The organism is Amycolatopsis sp. NPDC059657 (genome assembly GCF_042734395.1).
Lineage (GTDB): Bacteria > Actinomycetota > Actinomycetes > Mycobacteriales > Pseudonocardiaceae > Amycolatopsis.
The window spans coordinates 45,064-68,294 of sequence record NZ_JBHWEB010000012.1 but is presented as its reverse complement, the minus strand read 5'-3'; the positions used below and the strand labels follow the sequence as shown (position 1 = coordinate 68,294).

Here is a 23,231-nt window from a genome sequence, read left to right as displayed (position 1 = left end):
CGTTACGCGCTTTGCCGGAAGGTGCGCCGATAGGAATCGGGGCCGACGCCGAGTTCGGCGTGCATCCGGCGGCGCAGGTTCGCCGCGGTGCCGAGCCCCGAGCGCTGGGCGACCCGCTCGACCGGCAGCTCGGTGGCCTCGAGCAGGCGCTGCGCGTGCCGGACGCGCTGCATCCGCAGCCAGCGGCCGGGGGTGGCGCCCGCGGCGGCCGTGAATTCGCGGTGGAACGTCCGCGCGCTCATCCCGGCGTGCGCGACCAGGTCGTCGACGCCGATCCCGGTGCCGAGCCTGGCCATCGCCCAGTCCATTGTGGACGCTATGCCGGGCCGCGAAGGCCGTGGCGGCACCGGCATGTCGACATATTGGCGCTGCCCGCCTTCCCTGGCTGGCGGCATGACCAGCCGCTTGGCGAGTGCGGCGGCGACGTCCGCGCCATGGTCCTTGCGCACGAGGTGCAGGCAGAGGTCGAGGCCGCCGACGACACCCGCGGACGTGAGCACGTCGGTGTCGTCGGTGAACAGCACGTCGCGCTGGACGTCCGCGGCGGGCGCGGCGCGTTCGAGGTCATCGAGCAGGCGCCAGTGCGTGGTGGCGGCGCGGCCGTCGAGCAACCCGGCGGCGGCGAGGGTGAACGCGCCGGAGCACAGCGCGGCGACCCGGTCCGCGCTCCGCAGCGCGCGGATGGCCGAATCGGGGACGGGCGCGAGCGGGTCGACACGGCCAGTCGTCAGCACGAGATCGCAACCCTTGAGCCCGGAAAGCCCTTGTGTGGCACCGATCTTGCCGACCGGATGCAGTTCGACGGGCGCGCGGCCCGCACTGCACAGGCGCAGCTCGAACGGGCCGATGCCGTCGTCGGTGCGGTCGACGCCCCAGACCTCCCCGATCACGGCCAGGTCGAACGACCGGCTGCCGGGCAGCAGGAGAACACCCACGGTTCGCATGGCAGAAAAGTACCGCATCGCGCGTTCTTTGCCACTCCCCTGGCGCCGGGAACGCACTCAAACTAGTCGTATGACCACCGCATTGATCGTCATCGACGTACAAAAGGGCTTCGACGAACCGTTCTGGGGCAAGCGCAACAACCCCGACGCCGAGTCGAACATCAAGGCACTGCTCGACGCCTGGCAGGAGCGCCGGGAGCCGATCGTGCTGGTGCACCACGATTCCCCGAAGCCGGAATCACCGCTGCGGCCCGGCCAGGAAGGCAACGACTTCCAGTCCATTTTGGACGGTGTGCGCGCCGACCTGGTGTTCGGCAAGAAGGTGAACTCGGCGTTCCACGGCGACGTCGACCTCGACGGCTGGCTGAAGACACGCGGCATCACGAGCATCGTGATCGCGGGCATCCAGACCAACATGTGCTGCGAGACCACCGCCCGCGTCGGCGGAAACCTCGGCTACGACGTCACTTTCGCACTCGACGCGACGTACACCTTCGATCTGGAAGGCCTGACCGCCGATCAGCTGAGCGAAGCCACCGCCGCGAATCTGGGCGGCGGCGGCTTCGCCAAGGTGGTCAAGACCCGTGACGTGCTAGCCCGCTAGCCCATGCCGCTCGCGCACCAGGCTCACGATGCCGTCCATGATGTCGGTGAGCTCGTAGTCCTTGGGCGTGAAGACGCGGGCGATGCCCCGGTCTGTCAGCAGCTTCGCGTCGTCGGGCGGGATGATGCCGCCGACGATCACCGGGACATCGCCCGCGCCCGCGTCGCGCAGGCCGTCGACGACCTGCGGGACGACTTCCAGGTGCGAGCCGGAGAGCACGGAAAGCCCGACGACGTGCACGCCTTCCTGGACGGCCGCCGCGACAATCTGCTCCGGAGTGAGGCGGATGCCCTGGTAAATGACCTCGAACCCGACGTCGCGGGCGCGGACGGCGACCTGCTCGGCGCCGTTCGAGTGGCCGTCGAGACCGGGTTTGCCGACCAGGATGCGCAGCCGCTCGCCGATCTCCTCGCCGGTCGCCTTGACGCGGTCGCGCACGCGCAGCAGCTCGGCGTTGCCGGTGGCGGACATGGCCGAGGCGGAAACCCCGGTCGGCGCCCGGTACTCGCCGAACACCTCGCGCAGCGCGCCGGACCATTCGCCGGTGGTGACGCCGGCGCGCGCACACGCGAGCGTGGCGTCGAAGAGGTTGTCCGTCGTCTTGGCGGTGAGCTTGAGCCGTTCCAGCGAACTCGCGACGAGGTCGTTGTCGCGGTGCGCTCGCCATTCCTCGATCGCCGCGACGGCCTGCTTCTCCACAGCCGGGTCGATCGTCTCGATCGCCTTGGCACCCTCGGCCTGCAGCGGGCTCGGCTCGGTGGTGTCGAATTTGTTGACACCGACCAGGATGCGCTCGCCGTTTTCCATGCCACGCCGGTATTCGGCGAGCGAGGTCACGAGCTGCGACTTCATGTAACCGCTTTCGACGGCCGCCACCGCGCCGCCGAGATCCTGCACGCGCGCGATCTCCTCACGCGCGCCCGCCATGATCTCGTCCACCTTGGCCTGGATGACGTGCGAGCCGTCGAAGATGTCTTCGTATTCGAGCAAATCGGTTTCGAACGCGAGCACCTGTTGCATCCGCAGCGCCCACTGCTGATCCCACGGACGCGGCAGCCCGAGCGCCTCGTTCCACGCGGGAAGCTGGATCGCCCGCGCCCGCGCGCCGCGCGAAAGCGAGACCGCGAGCATTTCCAGCACGATGCGCTGGACGTTGTTCTCAGGCTGCGCCTCGGTCAGCCCGAGCGAGTTGACCTGCACGCCGTAGCGCAGACGGCGGGCCTTCGCGTCGGTCACGCCGTAGCGATCGCGGGTGATCTCGTCCCAGAGCGCGGTGAACGCGCGCATCTTCGACATTTCCTCGACGAACCGCACACCGGCGTTGACGAAGAAGGAGATGCGGGCGACCACCTTGGCCATGTCGTCGGCTTCGACCTGCCCGGAGTCGCGGACGGCGTCGAGCACGGCGATCGCGGTGCACAGCGCGTACGCGACCTCCTGCGTCGGCGTCGCGCCTGCCTCCTGCAGGTGATAGCTGCAGATGTTGATCGGGTTCCACTTGGGCACGTGGTGCACGGTCCACGCGATCATGTCGGTGATCAGCCGCAGGCTCGGCCCCGGCGGGAAGATGTAGGTCCCGCGGGACAGGTATTCCTTGATGATGTCGTTCTGCGTGGTGCCGGTCAGCTTCGCGAGCACCTCGGCCACATCGCGGCCTTCGGCTTTCGCCTGCTCTTCGGCCACGCTCACGTAGAGCGCGAGCAGCCACATCGCGGGCGCGTTGATCGTCATCGAGGTGTTGGCCTCGGCGAGCGGGATGCCGTCGAACAGCCGCCGCATGTCGCCGATGTGCGCGACCGGCACGCCCACCTTGCCGACCTCGCCCTTGGACAGCTGGTGATCGGCGTCGTACCCGGTCTGCGTCGGCAGGTCGAAGGCGACCGAAAGCCCGGTCTGCCCCTTGGCGAGGTTACGGCGGTAGAGCTCGTTCGACGCCGCCGCCGACGAATGGCCCGCGTAGGTGCGCATAACCCACGGCCGGTCCCGTTCGCGATCCGTTGGATAGGGCACGGTGAACCTCCCGATGGACGATTCATCGACTATACCCGTCGGTAACATGCTCGACCCAGTGGAATCGGACACGTCTGGGGTGTGTCTAGGGGGCGTCCTTGCGAACTGAATCCTCCCGCGCGGTGGCCAGGATGCCGCGAACCCGCTCGGCTTCTTCGATGGCGATGAACATCAGCGGCCGGTGGTACATAGGAGTGAGCTTGCCGCTCTGCGCCTGCTTCGCCTGAGCCTGCCTCAGCTGCGCCCAGCCACCGACATCGCCGAAGGTGATTGTGCCGATTCCGTTGACGTCGGCCTTGATCGACGGCGGCTTGATCTGTGAGAGGTACTCCGTCTGTTCCTTGCCGTCGCATCGGGCGATGACGCGGCGATCGGTCACCGCGTAGGTCGTCCTGGTCAGCCGCCGCCACCGGATGAAGAGCCTGCCGAAGGCGACATACAGGCCGACGCTGACGAAGAGCAGGCCGATGACCAACGGAAGAACGGCACCACCGCTGGAAGCCCTGAACGTGAAGAACCCGACGAACGCCAGCCAGAACAGCATGAACGGGACGAACAACTTGTCTGACTCATCGAAGACCGGATAGCGCTTCGGCGCACCCGACCACAGCAGGCGCTCACCGGGCAAAAGGTCGAATTCCCCCAGGTACATGGCGGAACCGTACGCCATGAGGCGTCCCCCGGCCCACCCCTTGCGCCGGGGGACGCCGGCTCACCGGCGGCCGTAGGTCAGCCGCCGCAGCACGAACTCCGCGGGGCCTGGCCGCGAACCGAGCTTGCCCGCCGCGAACACGCTGACCAGCCACACCACGACCGCGAGCAGGATCGCGGTGACCGTCGGGCTGCCGAAGCGGGTGCCCAGCGCGAGCGTGAACGGCGCCAGGGCCAGCAACCACACGACCGACTGGAGCAGGTAGCCCGAAAGCGAGCGCTGCCCCAGCGCGGCGATCGATCCCACGAACGGGCTCGGCTTGGTGAGCCGCAACGCCAGCAGGCCGAAGAGCGCGACATAACCGGGACCGGCGAACATGCCACTCACGCCGTGCAGCATCAGCATCGCCGACGCGGACGGCTCGTCGACCGAAAGCGCCCCGGCGCTGACCAAAGCGATCGGCAGGCCACCGGCGGCGGCGATGCTCAGCCCGCCGATCGCGACCCGGCGCAGCAGGACGCGGTTGCTCGCCGGGTCCTCCAGCAGACGTTTGCGCGCCGCCCACATGCCGAGCCAGACGATGAGGATGAAGCCCAGCACGGTCGCGGTGTGCGTCGGCCACTCACCGAGCCGGTCGAGCACCGAGGTCGCGTAGTCCGGCGCGACCAGCGACCCGACCTGCTCGAACGGAACGCTCGCGGTGCCGGTGGTGACCCCGGTCAGCGTGATCACGAACAGCACGAGTGCGTAGACGAGCTGGAAGCCCCAGATCCACGGGACGAAGCGATAGACGCGATCACTGCGCTGCAACAGCAAGAGCGTCGCGACGATACCGACCAGGCCGTAGGCGCCCAAGAAGTCACCGAAGTACAGCAAAACCCCATGCACCAAGCCGAAACCGACCAGCCAGGCGTTGCGCCGGAGCAGTACCGAACGCACTTGGCGCGGCTCCGCACCCGCGCGCTCTTGGCGGCGGGCGAGTTGAACGAGGCCGTAGCCGAACATCACCGCGAACACCGGGTACGCGCGGCTGTGCACGAACGTGAACATGAAGAAGTCGAGCCCGCGGTCGATGCCGGACGCCGACGGGACGAAACCGGGCATGCCGCCCGCGACGCAGCCGAGCGCGTTGGCCACCGCGATGAACAGCAGCATTCCCCCACGGGCGAGGTCGGGCGCCAGTGCCCGCTCGGTGCGGTGGACCGGGCCACGAGTGGCCGCGTGAACAGTCATGAGTTCCCCCGAACTTTCCATATGTAATAAACTATATGAGTTATACTATATCGGTGCGACATACTGCAACCACCTTCGGGAGGGGATGCCATGACCGACGACCTGCCAGACCAGCTGCGCAGGCTCTGGGGAGTACCGCTGGAGTCCCGGCTCGGGCGTCCGGCCGAGCTGGACGTCGCGCGCGTGGTCGGTGCCGCCGTCGACCTGGCGGACCGCGACGGGCTGGCAGGCGTGACCCTGCCCAAGGTGGCGAAGGAACTCGGCGTCACGCCGATGTCGCTCTACCGGTACGTCGGTTCCAAGGACGAGCTGCTGGTGCTCATGCGTGACTTCGCGGTCGGGCCCGCGCCCGAGATCTCACCGGATGCGGGCTGGCGCGAGGGCCTGACGCTGTGGGCGTACGCGGAACTGGCGGTCTACCAGCGGCGGCCGTGGCTGCCCCAGGTGCCGGTCAGCGGCCCGCCGTCCGGGCCGAACCAGATCGCGTGGATGGAAAGCGCGCTGCGCGTGCTGCGGGACACCGGGCTCGCCTGGCCGTCGAAGGTCGGCACGCTGATGCTGTTCAGCGGGTACAACCGCAACCACGCACTGCTGTTCCAGGAACTGGGCGAAGACCGGGTCGAAGAGGAGCAGCGCTACGGCATGGCGCTCATGAAGCTGATCGATCCCGAGCGCTTCCCCGAGACCGCGAAACTGTTCGCCTCGCCCACGTTCCAGACGCCGGGCGACGACTACGCGTTCGGGCTGGAACGGCTGCTCGACGGGACCGAGGCCGCCATCGCCCGAGCACTGTGACGGAAATCCGCGAGCGTTCACCCGGCCAGGCCGTCTACTGTCGGAAGCCGTGACTTGGAGTGTTTACGGCAGCTATCTGCTGATCGTCGTGCTGATCGTGCTCGCGCCCGGCCCGGACACCATGGTCGTGCTGAAGAACTCGCTCGCGGGCGGCTGGCGCGGCGGGCTGCTGGCGAGCTTCGGCATCTTCGTCGGCAACGCCGTGCAGGGCAGCGCCGCGGCGCTCGGCCTCGGCGTCGTCATCGCCAGGTCACAACCCGTCTTCGTCACCCTCAAGTGGGTCGGCGCCGCCTACCTGGCGTTCCTGGGCTTCCAGGCGCTGCGCGGCGCGTGGCGCGGTGACTACACCGGGCTCGAGGACTCCGGACGCTCGCGTACCAAGGGTTTCCGCCGCTGGCGCGAGGGGTTCCTGTCGAACATCACCAACCCGAAGGTGCTGGTGCTGTACCTGTCGGTGCTGCCGCAGTTCCTCGACCCGGCGACGACGTCGACCTGGGACGCGCTGCTACTCGCGTACACCGTCGCCGTGCTCGGCATGGCGTGGCTGCTGGTCCTGATGTTCTTCATCCACCGCGTGCGCGCGTGGCTCGGCAAGCGCAAGGTCCGCCGAGCACTCGACGGCGTCACCGGCACCGCGCTCGTCGGTTTCGGCGCGGCGCTGGCGTTGGATAACTGACTGTAACGCAGGTCACATGGTCGCCGATCTTGTCGTCAAGGGGCAGAGCTTCGGAGGCGTCGATGAGGACCAAGACCGTGCTGAGCGCACCGGCCGCACTGCTGACCATGCTGTTGCTCACCAGCCCCGCATGGGCGGACCAGGGCGGCAATCCGAATGCGAACGCGCAGGAACACGCCAAGAACTCGAAGTCCACATCGGACACGAGCGGTCCGCAGCCACCGTCCGGCGCCGACTTCTCCGGCAACGGCGCGAACACGCACGGTCCCTACGACTCCACCCGTGACGGCTCGGCCTCGGCGAACGGCAACGGCGGCGGCCAGGCCAACGGCAAGCCGTGCGCCGGCTGTGTCGGCAAGGCGGACAACAAGAACCCGCACGGCCAGCTGCCCGGTGGCTCGGACGCCAACGCGGGCTACGAATGCGACACCAACCACGGTGTCGGCCGGGGCAACCCGGCACACACCGGCTGCACGCCGAACGTGCCGCCCGGCAAGACGCCTCCCGTCGGGCAGCCGCCCGCCGGCCCGGCACCTGAAGCTCCGCCACTCGTCATGGCGGCCGTGGCACCGGCCGACGTCGCGACCGAACGCGCGCAATCGCTGGCACAGACCGGTTTCGACCTCGAACTGCCGCTGCTCGCCGGGCTCGGCCTGCTCGGGGCCGGCGGCGTGGCCGTGGCGGTGGCGAGGCGCCGCCGCACGGACTGAAGGTTTTTTACCGGCAGTTGGTGTTCATTCGCCGATCGTCCGTGTTGACTCCCGGGTCCAGGGCCGTTCAGCGGGGACGGTCCCCTGGCACGGGAGTCATTCCTTGGGAGTCATCACACGCGCTGTCACCGTCACCGCGGTGGCGGCGGCCGCGACACTGGCCACCGCCACCGCGGTACCGGCGATCAACTCGTACAACGCGACGCCCGCCCCCGAACGCACCGAGGTCGGTGCGCTCGTGGCCACCTGGGACAACGACGGAAACCCGGCGACGCCCGACCGCGTCGACTGGGTCTGCTCCGGCACCATGGTCGACGCTGACACGTTCCTCACCGCCGCGCACTGCACCAGCGACTGGCCTGCCAACGTGCGGTTCTACGTCTCACTCGACCAGGACGTGCAGACCGGCTTGGACAACGCCGCGAAGAAGTACCCCGGCGACCCGACCGCGATCGCGAAGGCCGTCGCGGTGGCAGGGACCTCGCACACGGAGTCCGGCTACCCCGGCAACTCCGCCGACTCACACGACATCGCCGTCGTCCAGTTGCCCGCCAAGCAGGTCGCCGCACGCTGGACGTTCAAGCCTGCCACGCTGCCCGGCGCCGGGCAGCTGGACAAGCTCGGCCCGCAGGCGCTGAACGCGACGCCGTTCCTGGTCGCGGGCTACGGCACGCAAGAGGCGGTCAACGGGCCTGGCGGCCAGACGCATCCCGGCGGCGGAGTGCGCATGAAGGCGCCGGTCACCTTCGACGCGCTGAACAAGACCTGGGTCCGGCTCGCCATGACGGCGCCGCAGGGCAACGGCGGCGCCTGCTACGGCGACTCCGGCGGCCCGAACTTCGCCACCATCGGCGGAAAGCTCGTTCTGGTCGCGACGACCATCACCGGCGACAGCCCGTGCTACGCCACCAATGTCACCTACCGGCTGGACACCCCGACCGCGCGCACCTTCCTCGCGCCGTTCGTGGCCCTGCCGTAAGTGGTCGTGAGTGTTGCCGACGGTTATTGAGGGGAAGGGCAAAAGGTGGCGCGCTCCGGGCGGGCCGGCGGGGTCTTCGCTTCGGGAGGCTTGGGTCGTGAGTGTTTAGACCGGTTAGAACCGGCCGTACCACTCACGACCGCTTGCCAGAGCCTCATCGCGAAGCGAGGGTGCCCCCGAATGCGTACTACGCACCCAACGGCCCCCTCACCTCACACCGAGCACGCCACCTTTGGCTTCCCGCCCAATAGAACCGTCGGCAACACTCACGACGCCTAGGCGCGCTCGGGTTCGCCCGCGACGCGCTGGATCCGCGCGCCGAGGCGGTTCAGGTTCTCCACGAAGTGCGGGTAGCCGCGGTCGATGTGGAAGACGTCCCACACCTCGGTGACGCTGTCCGCGCACAGCCCGGCCAGCACCAGCCCGGCGCCCGCGCGGATGTCCGACGCCCATACCGGCGCGCTCGAAAGCCGCTCGACACCGCGGACGACGGCGTGGTGGCCGTCGGTGCGCGCGTCGGCCGACAGGCGCATCATCTCCTCGATGAAACGGAAACGGGCCTCGTAGAGGTTCTCCGTGATCATCGCGGTGCCCTCGGAGATCGCGGAGAGCGCGACCGCGAACGGCTGCAGGTCGGTCGCGAAGCCAGGGTAGGGCAGCGTGACGAAGTCGACCGACTTCGGCCGGTCGCGCTGGACGACCCGGAAGCCCTTCCCGTCGAACGTGGTGATCTCGGCGCCCGCGTGCCGCAGCTTCTCCAGCACGAGGTCGAGGTGATGCGGGTTGACGCCGGTGACGGTCAGGTCGCCGCGGGTCATGACGGCGGCGAACGCCCAGGTCGCGCCGACGATCCGGTCGCCGATCACCCGGTGCTCGGTCGGGTGCAGCGTCTCGACGCCGTGCACGGTCAGCGTCGAGGTGCCCGCGCCTTCGATCTTGGCGCCCATCTCGATGAGCATCGTGCAGATGTCGACGATCTCGGGCTCGCGCGCGGCGTTGTCGATGACCGTGGTGCCCTCGGCGAGCACGGCGGCCATCAGGATGTTCTCGGTGGCGCCGACACTCGGGAAGTCGAGCCAGACCTGCGCGCCCTGCAGCGACTCCGCGTCCGCGACGACACAGCCGTGCTCGATGGTCGTGGTGGCGCCCAGCTTGCGCAGGCCGCTCTGGTGCATGTCCAGCGGGCGCTGGCCGATCGCGTCGCCGCCCGGCAGCGCGACGATGGCCTTCTTAAGCCGCCCGACCAGTGGGCCCAGCACGCAGACGGACGCGCGCAGCTTGCCCATCGCGGCCGAGTCGGCGCGGTGCGACAGTTCCGCCGGGGTGGTGATGGTGGCCGTGCCGCCGTCGATGACGACCTCGCAGCCGACACTGCGCAGTACGTCCGCCATCAGGGGGACGTCGAGGATCTGGGGGCAGTTGGTGATGGTCGTGGTGCCCTCGGCCAGCAAAGCCGCGGCCATCAGTTTGAGCACGCTGTTCTTCGCGCCGACGACCTCTACCTCGCCGACCAGCCGTGCCCCGCCATGGACGTCGAAGTGCTCGCTCATGGGGGCCAATCATGCCTTCTCGCCTGGTTTTGCTGTGCGGCAGGGGCGGTAGTGTCGGGTTATGCCCGTTCGGATCAATCGCGTGTACACCAAGGTCGGCGACAACGGCACGACCGCACTCGGTGACGGTTCGCGTGTACCCAAGACTTCCGTGCGCCTAGCCGCGTACGCCGACGTCGACGAGACCAACTCGGTCATCGGCCTGGCGATAGCGCTGGGCTCGCTGCCCGAAGAGATCGTCTCGGTGCTGCGGTCGATCCAGAACGACCTCTTCGACGTGGGCGCGGACCTGTGCTCCCCCGTGGTGCCGGACCCGCCTTACCCGCCCTTGCGCATCACCGAGCCGTACATCTCGCGGCTCGAGGACTGGTGCGACACGTTCAATGAGCGCGTCCCGAAGCTGACGTCGTTCATCCTGCCCGGCGGGACACCTGGGGCCGCTTTCCTGCACCAGGCGCGGACGGTCTCACGTCGCGCCGAGCGGTCCGGCTGGGCGCTGATGGAGGACGACGCCGAGCGCACGAACTCGCTCGCGGTGAAGTACCTGAACCGGCTCTCGGACCTGCTGTTCATCCTGTCGCGACTGGCGAACCCTGACGGCGACATCCTCTGGACGCCCGGCGGCGTCGAAGCGCGCTGAAGGACTCGTGAGCGTTGGGGGGGGGGGGGGGGGGTTTCCCCCCCCCCCCCAACGCTCACGACCCTTTCAGCTGGCGCGGCGGATGCGGTGCCCGGGCGGGGCCGATTCGAGCCACGAGAGGAAGCCGGTCAGCGCGCCGGGGCCCATCGCGATCTCGATCGCTTCCTGGGTGTCCGACTCGCACCGCAGGACCGTCGAACCGGCGGGGACGGCGTACGCCTCCGAGCCGGACGGGTCACGGCGGTCGGCGATTTCGAGAGCGTCGCGTTCGAAGACGCGATCGGGGCCGGTACGCAGGCTCCAGACCCGGTACCAGGCGAAAGACTCACCTTCGTAGCGGCCGAGCCCCAGATGCCAGCCCGCGCGGGCCGAATCGGGGCTCCAGCGCAGCGCGACACTGACGCCGCCGCCACGGCGCATGCGTACCCATCGCAGCGAGTACCACAGCGCCACCACGACGAGCACGAGCAGGAGCCCGAGGACAACCAAGGTGATCGTCACGTCCGGCCCCTGCCCGTCACTCGCTCTAGACCGACTGGCCGGCGGCGCGAAGCCTCGCGGCGGCCTTGGCTCGTTCGGCCTCGTCGTCGGCCGACAAAGCGGCCTTGGCCTCGGCCACGTCGATCTCGTCCGACAGCTCGGCACTCTCCGCCAGGATGCTGACCCCGGTGGCCGTCACCGACAGGAAACCGCCGTGCACCGCGGCGCACACCGTCTCACCGTCCGTGGTGGTCACCTTCACCACGCCACCCTCGACGAGCTGACCCAGCACGGGCTCGTGACCGGGCAGGATGCCGATCTCACCCTCGGTGGTCTGGGCCACCACGAACGAGGCCGTGCCCGACCACAGACGGCGTTCGACGGCCACCAGCTCGACAGCGATCTCAGCCACGTCGCACTCCTTCAACTCGGGCGCTACAACCGAGTGTAATAGTTCCAAGTCCAGTTACGAGAACGACGGGGCCCGGGTCCACAAAGGACACCGAAACCCCGCCGCGACCGGAAATCACTTCTTGGTGATTTCCTTGTACTTCTTCTCGAGGTCTTCGAGGCCACCGATACCCAGGAACGCCTGCTCCGGGTAGTGGTCGAAGTCACCCTTGGCGATGCGGTCGAACGACTCGATCGTCTCGGCCAGCGGCACGGTCGAGCCCGGGATCTGCGTGAACGCCTCCGCGACCAGCATGTTCTGCGAGAGGAACCGCTCGATCCGGCGGGCGCGCTGGACAGTCAGCTTGTCCTCTTCGGACAGCTCGTCCATACCGAGGATCGCGATGATGTCCTGGAGCTCCTTGTACTTCTGGAGGATCCGGATGACCTCGGACGCGACGCGGTAGTGCTCCTCACCGACGATGGCCGGGTCGAGGATGGTGGACGTCGACGCCAGCGGGTCGACCGCCGGGAAGATGCCCTTCTGGAACACCGACCGGGAAAGCTCGGTGGTGGCGTCCAGGTGGGCGAACGTCGCCGCCGGGGCCGGGTCGGTGTAGTCGTCCGCGGGGACGTAGATCGCCTGCATCGAGGTGATCGAACGGCCCTTGGTCGAGGTGATCCGCTCCTGGAGCTGCCCCATCTCGTCGGCCAGCGTCGGCTGGTAACCCACCGCGGAAGGCATGCGGCCCAGCAGGGTCGACACCTCGGAACCCGCCTGGGTGAACCGGAAGATGTTGTCGATGAACAGCAGCACGTCCTGGTTCTGCACATCGCGGAAGTACTCCGCCATGGTCAGCGCGGACAGTGCGACGCGCATACGCGTGCCCGGCGGCTCGTCCATCTGGCCGAACACGAGTGCGGTGTCGTTGATGACGCCGTCTTCGCTCATCTCCAGGAAGAGGTCGTTGCCCTCACGGGTGCGCTCGCCGACACCGGCGAACACCGAGGTGCCACCGAAGTTACGGGCGACACGGGTGATCATCTCCTTGATGAGCACCGTCTTGCCGACGCCGGCACCGCCGAACAGGCCGATCTTGCCACCCTGCACGTACGGGGTCAGCAGGTCGACGACCTTGAGGCCGGTCTCCAGCATCTGGGTCTTGCCCTCGAGCTGGTCGAACGACGGCGGGTTGCGGTGGATGCCCCACCGCTCCAGGTCGTCGCCGTAGCCGGGGGTGTCGAGGCACTCGCCGAGCGCGTTGTAGACGTGACCCTTGACCTTGTCACCCACGGGCACGGTGATGGGGCCGCCGGTGTCGGTCACCTCGGCACCACGAACCAGGCCGTCCTGCGGCTGGAGCGAAATGGTGCGCACGAGGTTGTCGCCGAGGTGGCTGGCGACCTCGAGGGTCACGGTCTTGCGGAGCTGCTCGAACTCGATCTCGACCTTGAGCGCGTTGAACTGGTCGGGAACGGAACCGCGCGGGAATTCGACGTCGACGACCGGGCCGGTCACCGAGACGATGCGCCCCTTGGCGCGGGCTTCAGTACTGGTCATCAGTCATCACTTCCTGCAGCGGTGAGCGCGTTCGCGCCACCGACGATTTCTGAGATCTCCTGGGTGATCTGCGCCTGACGGGCCTGGTTCATCTCCCGCGTCAGCGTGCCGACCAGTTCGTTCGCGTTGTCCGACGCCGCCTTCATGGCGGTACGGCGGGCGGCGAGCTCCGACGCGGCCGATTCCAGCAACGCCGCGTAGATCCGCGTGTTGATGTACTTCGGCAGGAGCGCGCCCAGCAGCGTCTCGGCGCTGGGCTCGAACTCGTAGGTGGACTGCAGGCCATCGCTGGCCTGCTCCGCCTCGGAGTCGGTGTACTCCACGTCGAGCGGGGCGACCCGCTTCGCGACCGGCTTCTGGGTCAGCATCGAGATGAACTCGGTGTAGACGACGTGGATCTCGTCCACGCCCTTCGACGCGTCGTCGACCCCCGCGAGGAAGGTCTCCACCAGCGCTTCACCGGCGTCCACCGCGTTGACGTAGCCAGGCTGGTCGGAGAAGCCCGTCCAGCTCTGGACGACCTCGCGGCCGCGGAACCGGTAGTAGCTCAGCCCCTTGTTGCCGACCAGGTAGATCTGCGGCTCCTTGCCCTCTTCACGCAGCAGGGAGAGCAGCTCTTCGGTGGCACGCAGCACGTTGGAGTTGTAACCACCGCACTGCCCCTTGTCACTGGTCACGACCAGCACGGCGGCCCGCTTGGGGTTCGCCCGCTCGGTCAGCAGCGGGTGGTCCAAAGTGGACGCGCCGCTCGCCAGCGCCGAGAGCACGTTGGTGATCTCGTCGGCGTACGGGCGGGAAGCGGCCACCTTGGCACGCGCCTTCGTGATGCGCGAGGTGGCGATGAGCTCCATCGCCTTGGTGATCTTGCCGATCGACTTCGTCGCCTTGATCCGCGACCGGAGTTCTCGGAGTTGTGCGGCCATGAGCTACCAGCTCACTTCTTCGGCGCGGGCTTGTTGACCTTGACGGTCTCGTGCCCGACCTTGTCGGCGTCCATCGCGTCGGCACCGGCCTCGACCAGGGGCTTGCCCTCGGAGGTGGTGAACTCCTTCTTGAACTCCTCGGTCGCGTCGACGACGCCCTTGGCGGTCTCGTCGGAGAACTTGCCGCTCTCGCGGATGTCCTTCAACAGGTCCGCGTGGCGGCGGCGCAGCGAGTCGGCGAGCTCGTGGTTGAAGCGGCGCACGTCCTCGGTCGGGACCGAGTCGAAGTGACCGTTCGTGCCCAGGTACACCGTGACGACCTGCTCCTCGACCGGGATCGGGGAGTACTGCGGCTGCTTGAGCACCTCGTACAGGCGGGCACCACGCTCGAGCTGCGCCTTCGACGCGTCGTCGAGGTCCGAGGCGAAGGCGGCGAACGCCTCCAGCTCGCGGTACTGCGACAGGTCGATACGCAGCGAGCCGGAGACCGACTTCATCGCCTTGACCTGCGCGGCGCCACCGACTCGGGAGACCGAGATACCCACGTCGATGGCCGGGCGCTGGCCGGCGTTGAACAGGTCCGACTGGAAGAAGCACTGGCCGTCGGTGATCGAAATGACGTTCGTCGGGATGTAGGCCGAAACGTCGTTGGCCTTCGTCTCGATGATCGGCAGACCGGTCAGCGAGCCGGCGCCCAGCTCGTCGGAGAGCTTCGCGCAACGCTCGAGAAGGCGCGAGTGCAAGTAGAAGACGTCGCCGGGGAACGCTTCACGGCCCGGCGGGCGGCGCAGCAGCAGCGAGATCGCGCGGTAGGCGTCGGCCTGCTTGGTCAGGTCGTCGAACACGATCAGGACGTGCTTGCCCTCGTACATCCAGTGCTGGCCGATGGCCGAGCCGGTGTAGGGGGCGATCCACTTGAAGCCGGCGGAGTCGGAAGCCGGGGCGGCGACGATGGTGGTGTACTCCATCGCGCCGGCGTCCTCGAGCGACTTCTTGACCGAGGCGATCGTGGAGCCCTTCTGGCCGACCGCGACGTAGATGCAGCGAACCTGCTTCTGCGGGTCGCCGGTCTCCCAGTTGGCCTTCTGGTTGATGATCGTGTCGACCGCGACCGCCGTCTTGCCGGTCTTGCGGTCACCGATGATCAGCTGACGCTGGCCACGGCCGATCGGGGTCATCGCGTCGATCGCGGTGATACCGGTCTGCAGCGGCTCCGACACCGGCTGGCGCTCGACCACCGAAGCGGCCTTGACCTCCAGCGGGCGGCGGTCGGTGGTCTCGATCTCGCCGAGGCCGTCGATCGGCGCGCCGAGCGGGTTCACCACGCGGCCGAGGTAGCCGTCGCCGACCGGGACCGAGAGGACCTGGCCGGTCCGCTTGACCTGCTGGCCCTCTTCGACCGTCTCGAAGTCACCCAGGATCGCGGCACCGATGGAGCGCTGCTCCAGGTTCAGCGCGACGCCGAGCACCCCGCCGGGGAACTCGAGCAGCTCGTTGGCCATGGCCGAGGGCAGGCCCCCGACGTGGGCGATGCCGTCACCGGCGTCGAGCACGACGCCGACCTCTTCCCGGCTTACATCCGGGGCGTAACTCGAGACGTAGTTCTCGATCGCACTGCGGATCTCATCCGAGGAGATCGTCAGCTCCGCCATTTCGTTCCCGCTCTCGCTTCGTTCTTGCCAGTGTCAAAAAGTCTGTGGTTGCCGACGCTGGGGTCAGCCGGCCAGCCGCTTGCGCAGCGACTCGAGTTGTCCAGCGACGCTGCCGTCGATGACCTCTTCGCCCACCCGGACGATGAGACCGCCGCCGAGCTTCTGGTCGACCTCGACGTGCAGCGCGATGGCCCGCCCGTAGAGGCGCGTGAGCTTCTCGGCCAGCTGAGCCTTCTGCTCGTCGGACAGCTCGCTCGCGCTGGTCACGTGTGCGACCGAGCGTTCGCGGCGCTCGGCCGTCAGCCTGACCAGCTCGTCGAGAGCTTCGCCGAGCCCGTGTCCCTTGGCGCGCAGTACGACTGCCTCGACCAGGGTCTTGGTGACCAGGTCCACCTTGTCGGCGAACAGGCCACGCACCAGGTTCCGCTTGGCTTCCGCGGGCGCCGTCTGGTCGGACAGAGCCCGTTCGAGCTCCGGCTCACCTGCAACGATACGGGCAACCTGGAACAACTGGCCCTCGACGGCGTCGAGCTTGCCGCTCTTCTCCGCGCTGGTCAGCAGTGCCGAGCGCCCGAGGGACTCCACACCGTCGACCAGTTCACGGGGGCTGGACCACCGGCTGCCGGCCACGGTGTCGAGCACCTGCAGCGTCGGCTCGGAGATCTTGCCCGCCAGCACGGACCTGAGCAGCGCCTTCCGTGAGTCCTCCGAAGCGGAGGCGTCACTGACGGCCCGGCGCAGGGTGATCTCCCTGCCGAGCAGGTCGACGACCGAGAGCAGCTCGTCGCCGACGGTGGCGGGGTCGGTACCCGCGTCCGCCAGAACCTCGCTGAGACGGGTCTCAGCGAGGCCGAGCGCTTCGCGGCTCGCAGCATGCAGCGTCATCTGGTTCTACTTCCCCGCTCCGGTAGCAGCGGCACTGGTTTCGAGCTCGGCGAGGAACCGGTCGACCGTGCCCCGGCGGCGCACCTCGTCCTCGAGCGACTCGCCGACGATGCGGCTGGCCAGCTCGACGGCGTTGCGGCCGAGTTCGGCACGCAGCTCGGCGACGATCTGCTGCTTCTGCGCCTGCAGCTGGGCGTGGCCCTGAGCGACGATCCGCTCGGACTCCGCCTGCGCCTCGGCACGCAGCTCCACCTTGATCTGCTCGGCTTCCTGCCGGGCGTCATCGCGGATCTTGGCTGCCTCGGTACGAGCTTCGGCCAGCTGCGCGGTGTACTTCTCGAGCGCGGCCTCGGCCTTGGCCTGAGCCTGCTCGGCCTTCTCGATCCCGCCCTCGATCTTGTCGGTGCGCTCCTTGTACGCGGCCTCGAAACGAGGAACCACGAACTTCTTGAGCACGAAGAGCAGGATCAGGAACGAGATGAAGCCGAGGATCAGCTCGGGGTAGTGCGGCAGAATCGGGTTCGGCGCACCTTCCGCGAGCAAGATTTCAGTCTTCACCACAACGTCTCCTTACGCGGTGAGCGGATAACTCAGACGCCGGCGGAAGCGATGAAGTAAATAACGATACCGATCAGCGCGAGGACCTCGACCAGAACGAACGTGGTGAAGGCGAGGTTCTGCAGCTTGCCCTGCGCCTCCGGCTGACGGGCGGTGCCGTTGATGACGGCGGCGAAGATCAGACCCACACCGACACCGGGGCCGATGGCGCCAAGGCCGTAACCGATGGCAGCAAGGCCCGGGTTGATGTTGCCGGAGAACGTCTCAGCCGCAAGAACGATGTTGCTCACTTGCATTTCCCTTCAAACTCGGTCCACGTGGTCACGCGGATCGGGGGCTTCTGTTGGTAACTCAGTGCTCCGCTGCCAGCGCGGCGCCGATGTAGCTCGCGGCCAAGGTCGCGAAGATGTACGCCTGCAGGACCTGGATGAAGGCCTCCAGGAAGGTCATCGCGATCGCGAAGAGGAATGCGATCGGAGAGACGATCTTCACCGGACCGGCCACCTCGGTCAGCAAGAAGCTGCCGCCCAGTGTGAAGACCATGATGATCAAGTGACCGGCGAACATCGCGGCGAAAACACGGATGGCCAGCGTCAGCGGGGCCATGAAGAACTTCGAGAAGAACTCGATCGGGATGAACAGCGGCAGCACGAACCCGGGCACGCCCGGCGGCGCCAGTTCCTTCTTCATGTAGTGGCCGAAACCGTGCCGCTTGATGCCGACGTAGTGGTACACGGGGTAGACCACGAGCACCGACAGCGCGAGCGGGAAGCCGATCCGCGACATCGTCGGGAACTGGAACACCGGGATGATCCCGTAGATGTTGTTCACCAGGATGAAGGTGAACAACGCGAAAAGAAGAGGCACAAACGGCCTGAAATCTTTCGCACCGATCTGTTCACGCGCGATGTTGTTGCGACTGAAGTCGTAGATGGACTCCGCCACGAACTGATTCTTCCCGGGAACGACCTTGAGCTTGCGCGTCGAGATCAGGAAGTAAGCGAGGATGATGATGACCGAGAAGACGACCATGATCATCGGCTTGGTGACGCTACCCCAGTCACCCGAGCCAAAAATCGCAGGCAGCTCAAAGTCTGCGGAACCGGGGGGCTTGAACGTGTCACCCTCGGCCAATACCAGCGCGCCCAACTGGGCTCCTTCCGGTTCTCCCGGCCGGCGTTCACTCCGCCGGGGGAATCGTCACGATCTGGACGTAACGTACCCGATCAGTTTCGGGTAGTCGGAGGCGGCCATCCCACCACACGGTGAACATGAATGTCATGTTTCGTATGAGGGGACCACTCCCGCTCAACGGGGTCCGACCAGCGGAGACAAGACGAGCCAACACGGTCGCCACGCTGCTGATCGAGGTTCGTCGGCGGGTGCGCGGCCTAGACCGCGTCTCCCACGAACCGGACACTACCAGCCGGTCCACGGACGCCGTACAGGCGTACTCCTAAGCCGCCGTCCGGCCTAGCTCAGTTCGGGATGATGGTCGGGATCTTGGTGCGCTTGTAGGCCCTGACCTCGACCGCGGCGGCGATGACGATCACCGAGAGCATTGTTATACCGAGCGCGAGCGGCTGGAGCGACTCGACACCCCGCAGCAGGTTGAGCGCGACGAAAAGGACCAGGATCTTCACGATGTAGCCACCGAGCGCGATGACCATGACGAACATCGGATCCATGCCAGCGGAGAATCGCATCATCCCGATGGTGACCAAAGAGGACGCGAGCGCGATCGCACCGCCGACCAGCGCGCCGAGCAATCCCGGCGTGCCCTTGGCAATGAGGAAGATGACCGCGCAGATCGCGATCAGCGGAGGCACCACGACGAGTGTCGCCTTCTGCATCGCTCCGGCCAGCTTCAATACTGACTCAGCGTGCGGGTTCGGCTTCTCTGCGACGTCGGCGGGTTCACTCACCAGGCCAGTGTAGAACCGGCTCCGACCGCGGGGCGGACCGCCTGCCTGCCCGTTCAGACGCTGACCGCCTCAGCGTGCGCTGGTTCGCTGCGGTCATGAAGCGAATTCTGACCGGCGCGGTGCTCGCGGGCATCGCTTTCGCGGGCGTCTCGACCAGCGCGTCCGCCGACGTGGAATATCCGTTCTCGCTCGCGTTCGAAACGGCCTCGGTTTCCGGAAAGGCCGTCCCCCGCACGCAATTGCGCGGCGAACTGTCCAGCACGGACAAGAGCTGCTATTCACTGTGGATCGGCGAACCGGGTGGCATCGTCCCGGGCCAGCCCGGTTTCCTGAGATATCACAAGGAAGCGACGACCTGCGGAGCCTCCAGCACGAAGGTCGACTATGTCGCCTCGCGATACTTCCCGGAAGTGCGAGCACAATTGTGCCGGGACGAAGAAATGGTCACCTGCGGCAAATCCGTGCCGCTGTAGATATCCCTGCGACAGATCGCTCCGCACACCGGCCAGATCCGGCGTGCGGGGCGACCGTCAGGCTCCCTGGTTCCGCGACTTGAGCCTCGGGATGACCGAGACGAGGATCGCGAACACCAGTCCGCAGCCGAATACCCAGAACACGGCGGGATTGTCGAACAGCGTCACCGAGACGGCGCCGAAAGCGAGCAAGCCTGCCCAGAAGTAGATGAGCAGTACGGCGCGGCGCTGGGAGTGGCCGATCTCCAGCAGGCGGTGGTGCAGGTGCATCTTGTCCGCCGCGAACGGGCTCTCCCCGCGCCGGGTGCGCCGGATGACGGCCATGATCAGGTCCAGCAGCGGGACGAACAGCACGGCAGCGACCACGACCAGCGGCGAGAGCAGGGCGAGCGCGTCCGAAGCGCCGAACTGGGTGTAGCTGACCCGGCCGGACGCCGAGGTGGTGGCTGCCGCGAGCATCAGGCCGATCATCATCGAGCCGGAGTCGCCCATGAAGATCTTGGCGGGCTGGAAGTTGTAGGGCAGGAAGCCGAGGCACGCGCCCGCCAGTGTCGCGGCGATCAGCGCGGGCGGGTATGCCTCGACGGCGTTGCCGGAGCTGCCGAGCAGGCCGAGCGAGAACGCGCAGGTCGCGGCCGCGGCGATGAAGCCCAAGCCGCTCGCGAGTCCGTCAAGTCCGTCGACGAAGTTCATCGCGTTGACCATGACGACGACCATGATGACCGTGAGCAGCGCGCCCTGGGTCTGGTTGAGGACGATCACCGAGCCGAGCGAGTCGGCGCCGCCGCCCCACGGTACCCAGAACTGCACCCACTGCAGGCCGAAGATGACCAGGATGCCCGCGCACATGACCTGGCCCGCGAGCTTGGTCCAGGCGTCGAGCTCGAACCGGTCGTCGAGCGCGCCGATCAGCACGATCACGCCCGCGGCGAGCAGCACGCCGACCGAGTCGTACGAGAACTCGAAGCCGCGCCGCAGCACCGGCAGCTGGTGCGCGAGCGCCATCCCGCCGAGCACGCCGAGGTAGATGCCGACGCCACCCATCCGGGGAATGGGCGTGACGTGCACGTCGCGGGCACGCGGGTTGGCGATGGCACCGACCTTGATCGCCAGCCGCCGCACCACGCCCGTCAGCAGGAAGGTCACCACCGTGGCGGTGAGCGCGACCAGCAGGTACTCCCTGATGGGGAGGCCTTCGTTCATGCCAGCGATTCCGCCGGGATCCCGAGCACTTCGGCGACGGCGGCCTTGCTGACCGCTCCTTCGCGCAGCACGACAGGGTCGCCGCCGGTCAGGTCGACCATGGTCGACGGCACCGGCTCGCCGGACGAGCCGCCGTCGAGGTACACCGAGACGGAGTCGCCGAGCTGCTCCTGCGCCTCCTCGACGGTGGAGGCGGGCGGCTGGCCGGAGACGTTGGCGCTGGACACGGCCATCGGGCCGACGTCACGCAGCAGTTCGAGCGCGACCGGGTGCAGCGGCATGCGCAGCATCACCGTGCCGCGCGACTGGCCGAGGTCCCACTGCAGGCTCGGCGCGTGCGGCAGCACGATGGACAGATCGCCCGGCCAGAATGCCTCGATCAGGGCGCGGGCCTGCGGCGGAACGCCGAGCACCAGACCGTCTATTGTGGACCAAGAACCGACCAGAACGCCGACCGGCATGTCGGGGCCGCGATTCTTGGCGCGCAGCAGTGATTGCACCGCGCCGCCGTCGAAGGCGTCGGCGCCGATCCCGTACACCGTGTCGGTCGGCAGGACGACCAGGCGGCTTGACCGCACCGCGCCCGCCGCCGCCGCCAAGCCATCGGCCCGTGATTCCCGGCGGCTGCAGTCGTAAACCGAGCTCATGCCCGGAGCCTATCCCTCACGCGTCCTGCACTCGCCTCGCGGTGACGTAGCGGGGCCTGCCGGTGAGGTCGAGGTGGCCTTCGACGTCCGTGAGCACCCTGCGTGCCCGTACGAGCGCCGGAACGGCAGCGCCGTGAGTGTCGTCGTGTTCGATGGCCAGGCCGCCGCCAGGGCGCAGCAGGCGGGCCGAAACGGCCAATGCGTGGCGGATCGCGGCCAGGCCGCTCTCGGCGGCGAACACGGCGCGTGCCGGGTCGTAGTCGGAGACCTCAGGCGGGACCGGGGTGCCCTCGGGAACGTACGGCGGGTTGCACAGCACGAGGTCGACGAGCCCGTCGAGTTCGGCGAACAAGGTGCTGTCGGCGATGTCGCCGGAATACAGCCGGATCGGGGTGTCCCCCTCCGCCGCGCGCGCGTCCGCGTTGTGGCGTGCCCAGGCGAGTGCCTGCGCGTCGATGTCCACGGCGTAGACGACCGCGTCCGGCACCGCGTGCGCCACCGCGAGCGCGAGCGCGCCCGACCCGGTGCAGAGATCGACGACGACCGGGAATTCCCTGCCGCGCAACAGTTTCAGGCCCCATTCGAGCAGCAGCTCGGTCTCGGGTCTGGGGATGAAAACGCCGGATCCGACATCGACGGTGATGTGCCCGAGCGCGGCCCAGCCGGTCAGGTGCTGCAACGGCACCCGCTTCGCGCGCTGCGCGACGAGCTGGCCGATCGCGTCGACGACCGGCGGGTCGACCAGCGGGATCATCGGCAGGCGGCTGCGCTCCACACCCAGCACGTGCGCGGCGAGCAGCTCGGCGTCGAAGCGAGGGGAGGACACACCGGCTTCCTCCAGGATCCTGGTCGCCTCGATGATCGCCAGGCGCAAGGGCTGCCGCTTCACTGTCCGCCTCTCCACTGCTCGTCGTCAGTCACCAGGGTATCGATCGCGGCGGCCGCCCTGCGGCTCAACCCGCTGAGCGGCCACTTCAAGATCAACCACCCGATCAGCCTATTCCACCTTTTCGCGGGTTTGGCTAGTTTCGAAAGCAGCCAGCTGCTGGTTCTCTGTCAGCCGGAGCGGGACCAATCTGGGGAGTCCCGGCGTCCGACTGTTCATTCATTCGACGAGTGCTTCTCCGTGCGCGCCTTCGGGTCGATTCGGCCGATCGACGTTTCCGCGCGCCCTGGTCACTCTTTCGTTCATGACAATCTTGGGGATGATATGCGACGTTCATTTGTTGTTTTGGCGACCGCGCTGACCTGCCTGGCGGGCTTGGCGGGCACCGCGAGTGCCACCGAAAGCACCGGAAGCTCCTCGAACTGGAGCTGCGACGGGGATGCCTGCATCCGCGTCGTCCCCGATGGCGCCGACACGGTCCTTGACCTGTACGGCTGTAACCACAAGGTGTGCATCAACGTCACCGGCAACTCTTCCAGCTACAAGACGAGTGGCTACTACAGGGGCTCCAACCGCTTTTACGGCCACGTCAATGTCTGGGGACCCGGCGGTATGTGGGTTGAAGGCAAGGACAGCGAGTACCCCGGCGTGGCGGGAGTAGGCCGGGGTTCCGGCCAGACCTGCGCCGAAGGCTGGGAATGGACGGGATCGGGTTACGTTTCCGTCGGGCTGCCCTGCCAGAACCTCTGATTGAAAGGCTCGTGAGTGTTGCCCCCGGTTCGAACAGTCGGGTAAACACAACACACCGAAAACGGGAATGGTGGCGCGTCGCTCTTCCCGGTGGGGGGTGAACCA

The 23,231-nt window shown here is 67.6% G+C and carries 26 protein-coding genes; 8 read left to right on the top strand and 18 right to left on the bottom strand.

What is annotated here, in order from left to right; translation table 11 throughout:
• Positions 1-2: 2 nt before the first annotated feature.
• Entirely contained in the window at positions 3-944 is a 942-nt protein-coding gene (locus ACFV15_RS09225) for a GlxA family transcriptional regulator (protein ID WP_378349690.1), read from the bottom strand.
• A gap of 70 nt (positions 945-1,014) precedes the next feature.
• On the opposite strand from ACFV15_RS09225, the gene ACFV15_RS09220 reads away from it, so the two are divergent.
• On the top strand, positions 1,015-1,548 hold the full coding sequence (locus ACFV15_RS09220; RefSeq protein ID WP_378349689.1) for a cysteine hydrolase family protein: 534 nt from the start codon (positions 1,015-1,017) through the stop codon (positions 1,546-1,548).
• On the opposite strand, the gene ACFV15_RS09215 is transcribed toward ACFV15_RS09220, so the two are convergent.
• From ACFV15_RS09215 to ACFV15_RS09205, 3 genes are all read right to left on the bottom strand, one after another.
• A complete protein-coding gene (locus ACFV15_RS09215; protein ID WP_378349688.1) occupies positions 1,537-3,558 on the bottom strand; it encodes a protein meaA in 2,022 nt (673 codons plus the stop codon). The genes ACFV15_RS09220 and ACFV15_RS09215 overlap by 12 nt on opposite strands.
• Before the next feature lie 85 nt (positions 3,559-3,643).
• Positions 3,644-4,210: a hypothetical protein gene (locus ACFV15_RS09210; protein ID WP_378349687.1), complete on the bottom strand. Its 567-nt coding sequence runs from the start codon at positions 4,208-4,210 to the stop codon at positions 3,644-3,646.
• 60 nt (positions 4,211-4,270) lie between these two features.
• Positions 4,271-5,443: a DUF418 domain-containing protein gene (locus ACFV15_RS09205; RefSeq protein ID WP_378349686.1), complete on the bottom strand. Its 1,173-nt coding sequence runs from the start codon at positions 5,441-5,443 to the stop codon at positions 4,271-4,273.
• A 90-nt stretch (positions 5,444-5,533) separates the two neighbouring features.
• On the opposite strand from ACFV15_RS09205, the gene ACFV15_RS09200 reads away from it, so the two are divergent.
• From ACFV15_RS09200 to ACFV15_RS09185, 4 genes are all read left to right on the top strand, one after another.
• Positions 5,534-6,238 carry a TetR/AcrR family transcriptional regulator gene (locus tag ACFV15_RS09200; RefSeq protein WP_378349685.1) on the top strand — a complete coding sequence of 235 codons (705 nt, stop codon included), beginning with the start codon at positions 5,534-5,536 and terminating at the stop codon, positions 6,236-6,238.
• A gap of 49 nt (positions 6,239-6,287) precedes the next feature.
• Positions 6,288-6,914 carry a LysE family translocator gene (locus tag ACFV15_RS09195; protein ID WP_378349684.1) on the top strand — a complete coding sequence of 209 codons (627 nt, stop codon included), beginning with the start codon at positions 6,288-6,290 and terminating at the stop codon, positions 6,912-6,914.
• Positions 6,915-6,976: 62 nt separating this feature from the next.
• Complete coding sequence (locus ACFV15_RS09190; RefSeq protein WP_378349683.1) at positions 6,977-7,624, top strand: LPXTG cell wall anchor domain-containing protein; 648 nt, start codon at positions 6,977-6,979, stop codon at positions 7,622-7,624.
• Positions 7,625-7,727: 103 nt separating this feature from the next.
• Positions 7,728-8,603: a trypsin-like serine protease gene (locus ACFV15_RS09185; RefSeq protein ID WP_378349682.1), complete on the top strand. Its 876-nt coding sequence runs from the start codon at positions 7,728-7,730 to the stop codon at positions 8,601-8,603.
• A gap of 275 nt (positions 8,604-8,878) precedes the next feature.
• Here ACFV15_RS09185 and murA read toward each other — a convergent pair whose 3' ends face one another.
• Complete coding sequence (murA, locus tag ACFV15_RS09180; RefSeq protein ID WP_378349681.1) at positions 8,879-10,153, bottom strand: UDP-N-acetylglucosamine 1-carboxyvinyltransferase; 1,275 nt, start codon at positions 10,151-10,153, stop codon at positions 8,879-8,881.
• Between the two features lie 61 nt (positions 10,154-10,214).
• Between murA and ACFV15_RS09175 the strand changes: the two genes are divergently transcribed.
• Positions 10,215-10,793: a cob(I)yrinic acid a,c-diamide adenosyltransferase gene (locus ACFV15_RS09175; protein WP_378349680.1), complete on the top strand. Its 579-nt coding sequence runs from the start codon at positions 10,215-10,217 to the stop codon at positions 10,791-10,793.
• Positions 10,794-10,859: 66 nt separating this feature from the next.
• Here ACFV15_RS09175 and ACFV15_RS09170 read toward each other — a convergent pair whose 3' ends face one another.
• From ACFV15_RS09170 to ACFV15_RS09125, 10 genes are all read right to left on the bottom strand, one after another.
• A complete protein-coding gene (locus ACFV15_RS09170) occupies positions 10,860-11,294 on the bottom strand; it encodes a DUF2550 domain-containing protein (protein WP_378349679.1) in 435 nt (144 codons plus the stop codon).
• A 25-nt stretch (positions 11,295-11,319) separates the two neighbouring features.
• Positions 11,320-11,685, bottom strand: a complete 366-nt coding sequence (locus ACFV15_RS09165) for a F0F1 ATP synthase subunit epsilon (protein WP_378349678.1) — start codon at positions 11,683-11,685, stop codon at positions 11,320-11,322.
• Between the two features lie 114 nt (positions 11,686-11,799).
• Complete coding sequence (gene atpD / locus ACFV15_RS09160; RefSeq protein ID WP_378349677.1) at positions 11,800-13,224, bottom strand: F0F1 ATP synthase subunit beta; 1,425 nt, start codon at positions 13,222-13,224, stop codon at positions 11,800-11,802.
• Complete coding sequence (locus ACFV15_RS09155; protein ID WP_378349676.1) at positions 13,224-14,147, bottom strand: F0F1 ATP synthase subunit gamma; 924 nt, start codon at positions 14,145-14,147, stop codon at positions 13,224-13,226. Before ACFV15_RS09155 ends, atpD begins: the two co-directional genes overlap by 1 nt.
• 11 nt (positions 14,148-14,158) lie before the next feature.
• Positions 14,159-15,799 carry a F0F1 ATP synthase subunit alpha gene (atpA, locus tag ACFV15_RS09150; RefSeq protein ID WP_378349675.1) on the bottom strand — a complete coding sequence of 547 codons (1,641 nt, stop codon included), beginning with the start codon at positions 15,797-15,799 and terminating at the stop codon, positions 14,159-14,161.
• A gap of 63 nt (positions 15,800-15,862) precedes the next feature.
• Entirely contained in the window at positions 15,863-16,684 is an 822-nt protein-coding gene (locus ACFV15_RS09145; RefSeq protein ID WP_378349674.1) for a F0F1 ATP synthase subunit delta, read from the bottom strand.
• A 6-nt stretch (positions 16,685-16,690) separates the two neighbouring features.
• Positions 16,691-17,245: a F0F1 ATP synthase subunit B gene (locus tag ACFV15_RS09140; RefSeq protein ID WP_378349673.1), complete on the bottom strand. Its 555-nt coding sequence runs from the start codon at positions 17,243-17,245 to the stop codon at positions 16,691-16,693.
• A gap of 29 nt (positions 17,246-17,274) precedes the next feature.
• Complete coding sequence (locus tag ACFV15_RS09135) at positions 17,275-17,532, bottom strand: ATP F0F1 synthase subunit C (RefSeq protein WP_378349672.1); 258 nt, start codon at positions 17,530-17,532, stop codon at positions 17,275-17,277.
• Positions 17,533-17,593: 61 nt separating this feature from the next.
• Positions 17,594-18,391, bottom strand: a complete 798-nt coding sequence (atpB, locus tag ACFV15_RS09130) for a F0F1 ATP synthase subunit A (protein ID WP_378349671.1) — start codon at positions 18,389-18,391, stop codon at positions 17,594-17,596.
• Between the two features lie 329 nt (positions 18,392-18,720).
• A complete protein-coding gene (locus ACFV15_RS09125; protein WP_378349670.1) occupies positions 18,721-19,167 on the bottom strand; it encodes a hypothetical protein in 447 nt (148 codons plus the stop codon).
• A 95-nt stretch (positions 19,168-19,262) separates the two neighbouring features.
• Between ACFV15_RS09125 and ACFV15_RS09120 the strand changes: the two genes are divergently transcribed.
• Complete coding sequence (locus ACFV15_RS09120) at positions 19,263-19,640, top strand: hypothetical protein (protein ID WP_378349669.1); 378 nt, start codon at positions 19,263-19,265, stop codon at positions 19,638-19,640.
• Between the two features lie 57 nt (positions 19,641-19,697).
• Here ACFV15_RS09120 and ACFV15_RS09115 read toward each other — a convergent pair whose 3' ends face one another.
• The 3 genes from ACFV15_RS09115 to prmC are packed head-to-tail and all read right to left on the bottom strand — an operon-like array spanning position 19,698 to position 22,379.
• Entirely contained in the window at positions 19,698-20,843 is a 1,146-nt protein-coding gene (locus ACFV15_RS09115) for a glycosyltransferase family 4 protein (RefSeq protein ID WP_378349668.1), read from the bottom strand.
• A complete protein-coding gene (locus ACFV15_RS09110) occupies positions 20,840-21,490 on the bottom strand; it encodes an L-threonylcarbamoyladenylate synthase (RefSeq protein ID WP_370944229.1) in 651 nt (216 codons plus the stop codon). The genes ACFV15_RS09115 and ACFV15_RS09110 overlap by 4 nt, the downstream gene beginning before the upstream one ends.
• Positions 21,491-21,506: 16 nt before the next feature.
• Positions 21,507-22,379, bottom strand: a complete 873-nt coding sequence (gene prmC / locus ACFV15_RS09105) for a peptide chain release factor N(5)-glutamine methyltransferase (protein WP_378349667.1) — start codon at positions 22,377-22,379, stop codon at positions 21,507-21,509.
• 321 nt (positions 22,380-22,700) lie between these two features.
• On the opposite strand from prmC, the gene ACFV15_RS09100 reads away from it, so the two are divergent.
• Positions 22,701-23,126: a hypothetical protein gene (locus ACFV15_RS09100; RefSeq protein WP_378349666.1), complete on the top strand. Its 426-nt coding sequence runs from the start codon at positions 22,701-22,703 to the stop codon at positions 23,124-23,126.
• Positions 23,127-23,231: the final 105 nt, after the last annotated feature.

Bases quoted from the DNA above. Each gene is read 5' to 3' on its own strand.
- ACFV15_RS09225 (WP_378349690.1), bottom strand. From the start codon at position 944: ATGCGAACCGTGGGTGTTCTCCTGCTGCCCGGCAGCCGGTCGTTCGAC.
- ACFV15_RS09220 (WP_378349689.1), top strand. From the start codon at position 1,015: ATGACCACCGCATTGATCGTCATCGACGTACAAAAGGGCTTCGACGAA.
- ACFV15_RS09210 (WP_378349687.1), bottom strand. From the start codon at position 4,210: ATGTACCTGGGGGAATTCGACCTTTTGCCCGGTGAGCGCCTGCTGTGG.
- ACFV15_RS09205 (WP_378349686.1), bottom strand. From the start codon at position 5,443: ATGACTGTTCACGCGGCCACTCGTGGCCCGGTCCACCGCACCGAGCGG.
- ACFV15_RS09200 (WP_378349685.1), top strand. From the start codon at position 5,534: ATGACCGACGACCTGCCAGACCAGCTGCGCAGGCTCTGGGGAGTACCG.
- ACFV15_RS09190 (WP_378349683.1), top strand. From the start codon at position 6,977: ATGAGGACCAAGACCGTGCTGAGCGCACCGGCCGCACTGCTGACCATG.
- murA (WP_378349681.1), bottom strand. From the start codon at position 10,153: ATGAGCGAGCACTTCGACGTCCATGGCGGGGCACGGCTGGTCGGCGAG.
- ACFV15_RS09175 (WP_378349680.1), top strand. From the start codon at position 10,215: ATGCCCGTTCGGATCAATCGCGTGTACACCAAGGTCGGCGACAACGGC.
- atpD (WP_378349677.1), bottom strand. From the start codon at position 13,224: ATGACCAGTACTGAAGCCCGCGCCAAGGGGCGCATCGTCTCGGTGACC.
- ACFV15_RS09155 (WP_378349676.1), bottom strand. From the start codon at position 14,147: ATGGCCGCACAACTCCGAGAACTCCGGTCGCGGATCAAGGCGACGAAG.
- atpA (WP_378349675.1), bottom strand. From the start codon at position 15,799: ATGGCGGAGCTGACGATCTCCTCGGATGAGATCCGCAGTGCGATCGAG.
- ACFV15_RS09145 (WP_378349674.1), bottom strand. From the start codon at position 16,684: ATGACGCTGCATGCTGCGAGCCGCGAAGCGCTCGGCCTCGCTGAGACC.
- ACFV15_RS09120 (WP_378349669.1), top strand. From the start codon at position 19,263: ATGAAGCGAATTCTGACCGGCGCGGTGCTCGCGGGCATCGCTTTCGCG.
- ACFV15_RS09115 (WP_378349668.1), bottom strand. From the start codon at position 20,843: ATGAACGAAGGCCTCCCCATCAGGGAGTACCTGCTGGTCGCGCTCACC.
- ACFV15_RS09110 (WP_370944229.1), bottom strand. From the start codon at position 21,490: ATGAGCTCGGTTTACGACTGCAGCCGCCGGGAATCACGGGCCGATGGC.
- ACFV15_RS09100 (WP_378349666.1), top strand. From the start codon at position 22,701: ATGCGACGTTCATTTGTTGTTTTGGCGACCGCGCTGACCTGCCTGGCG.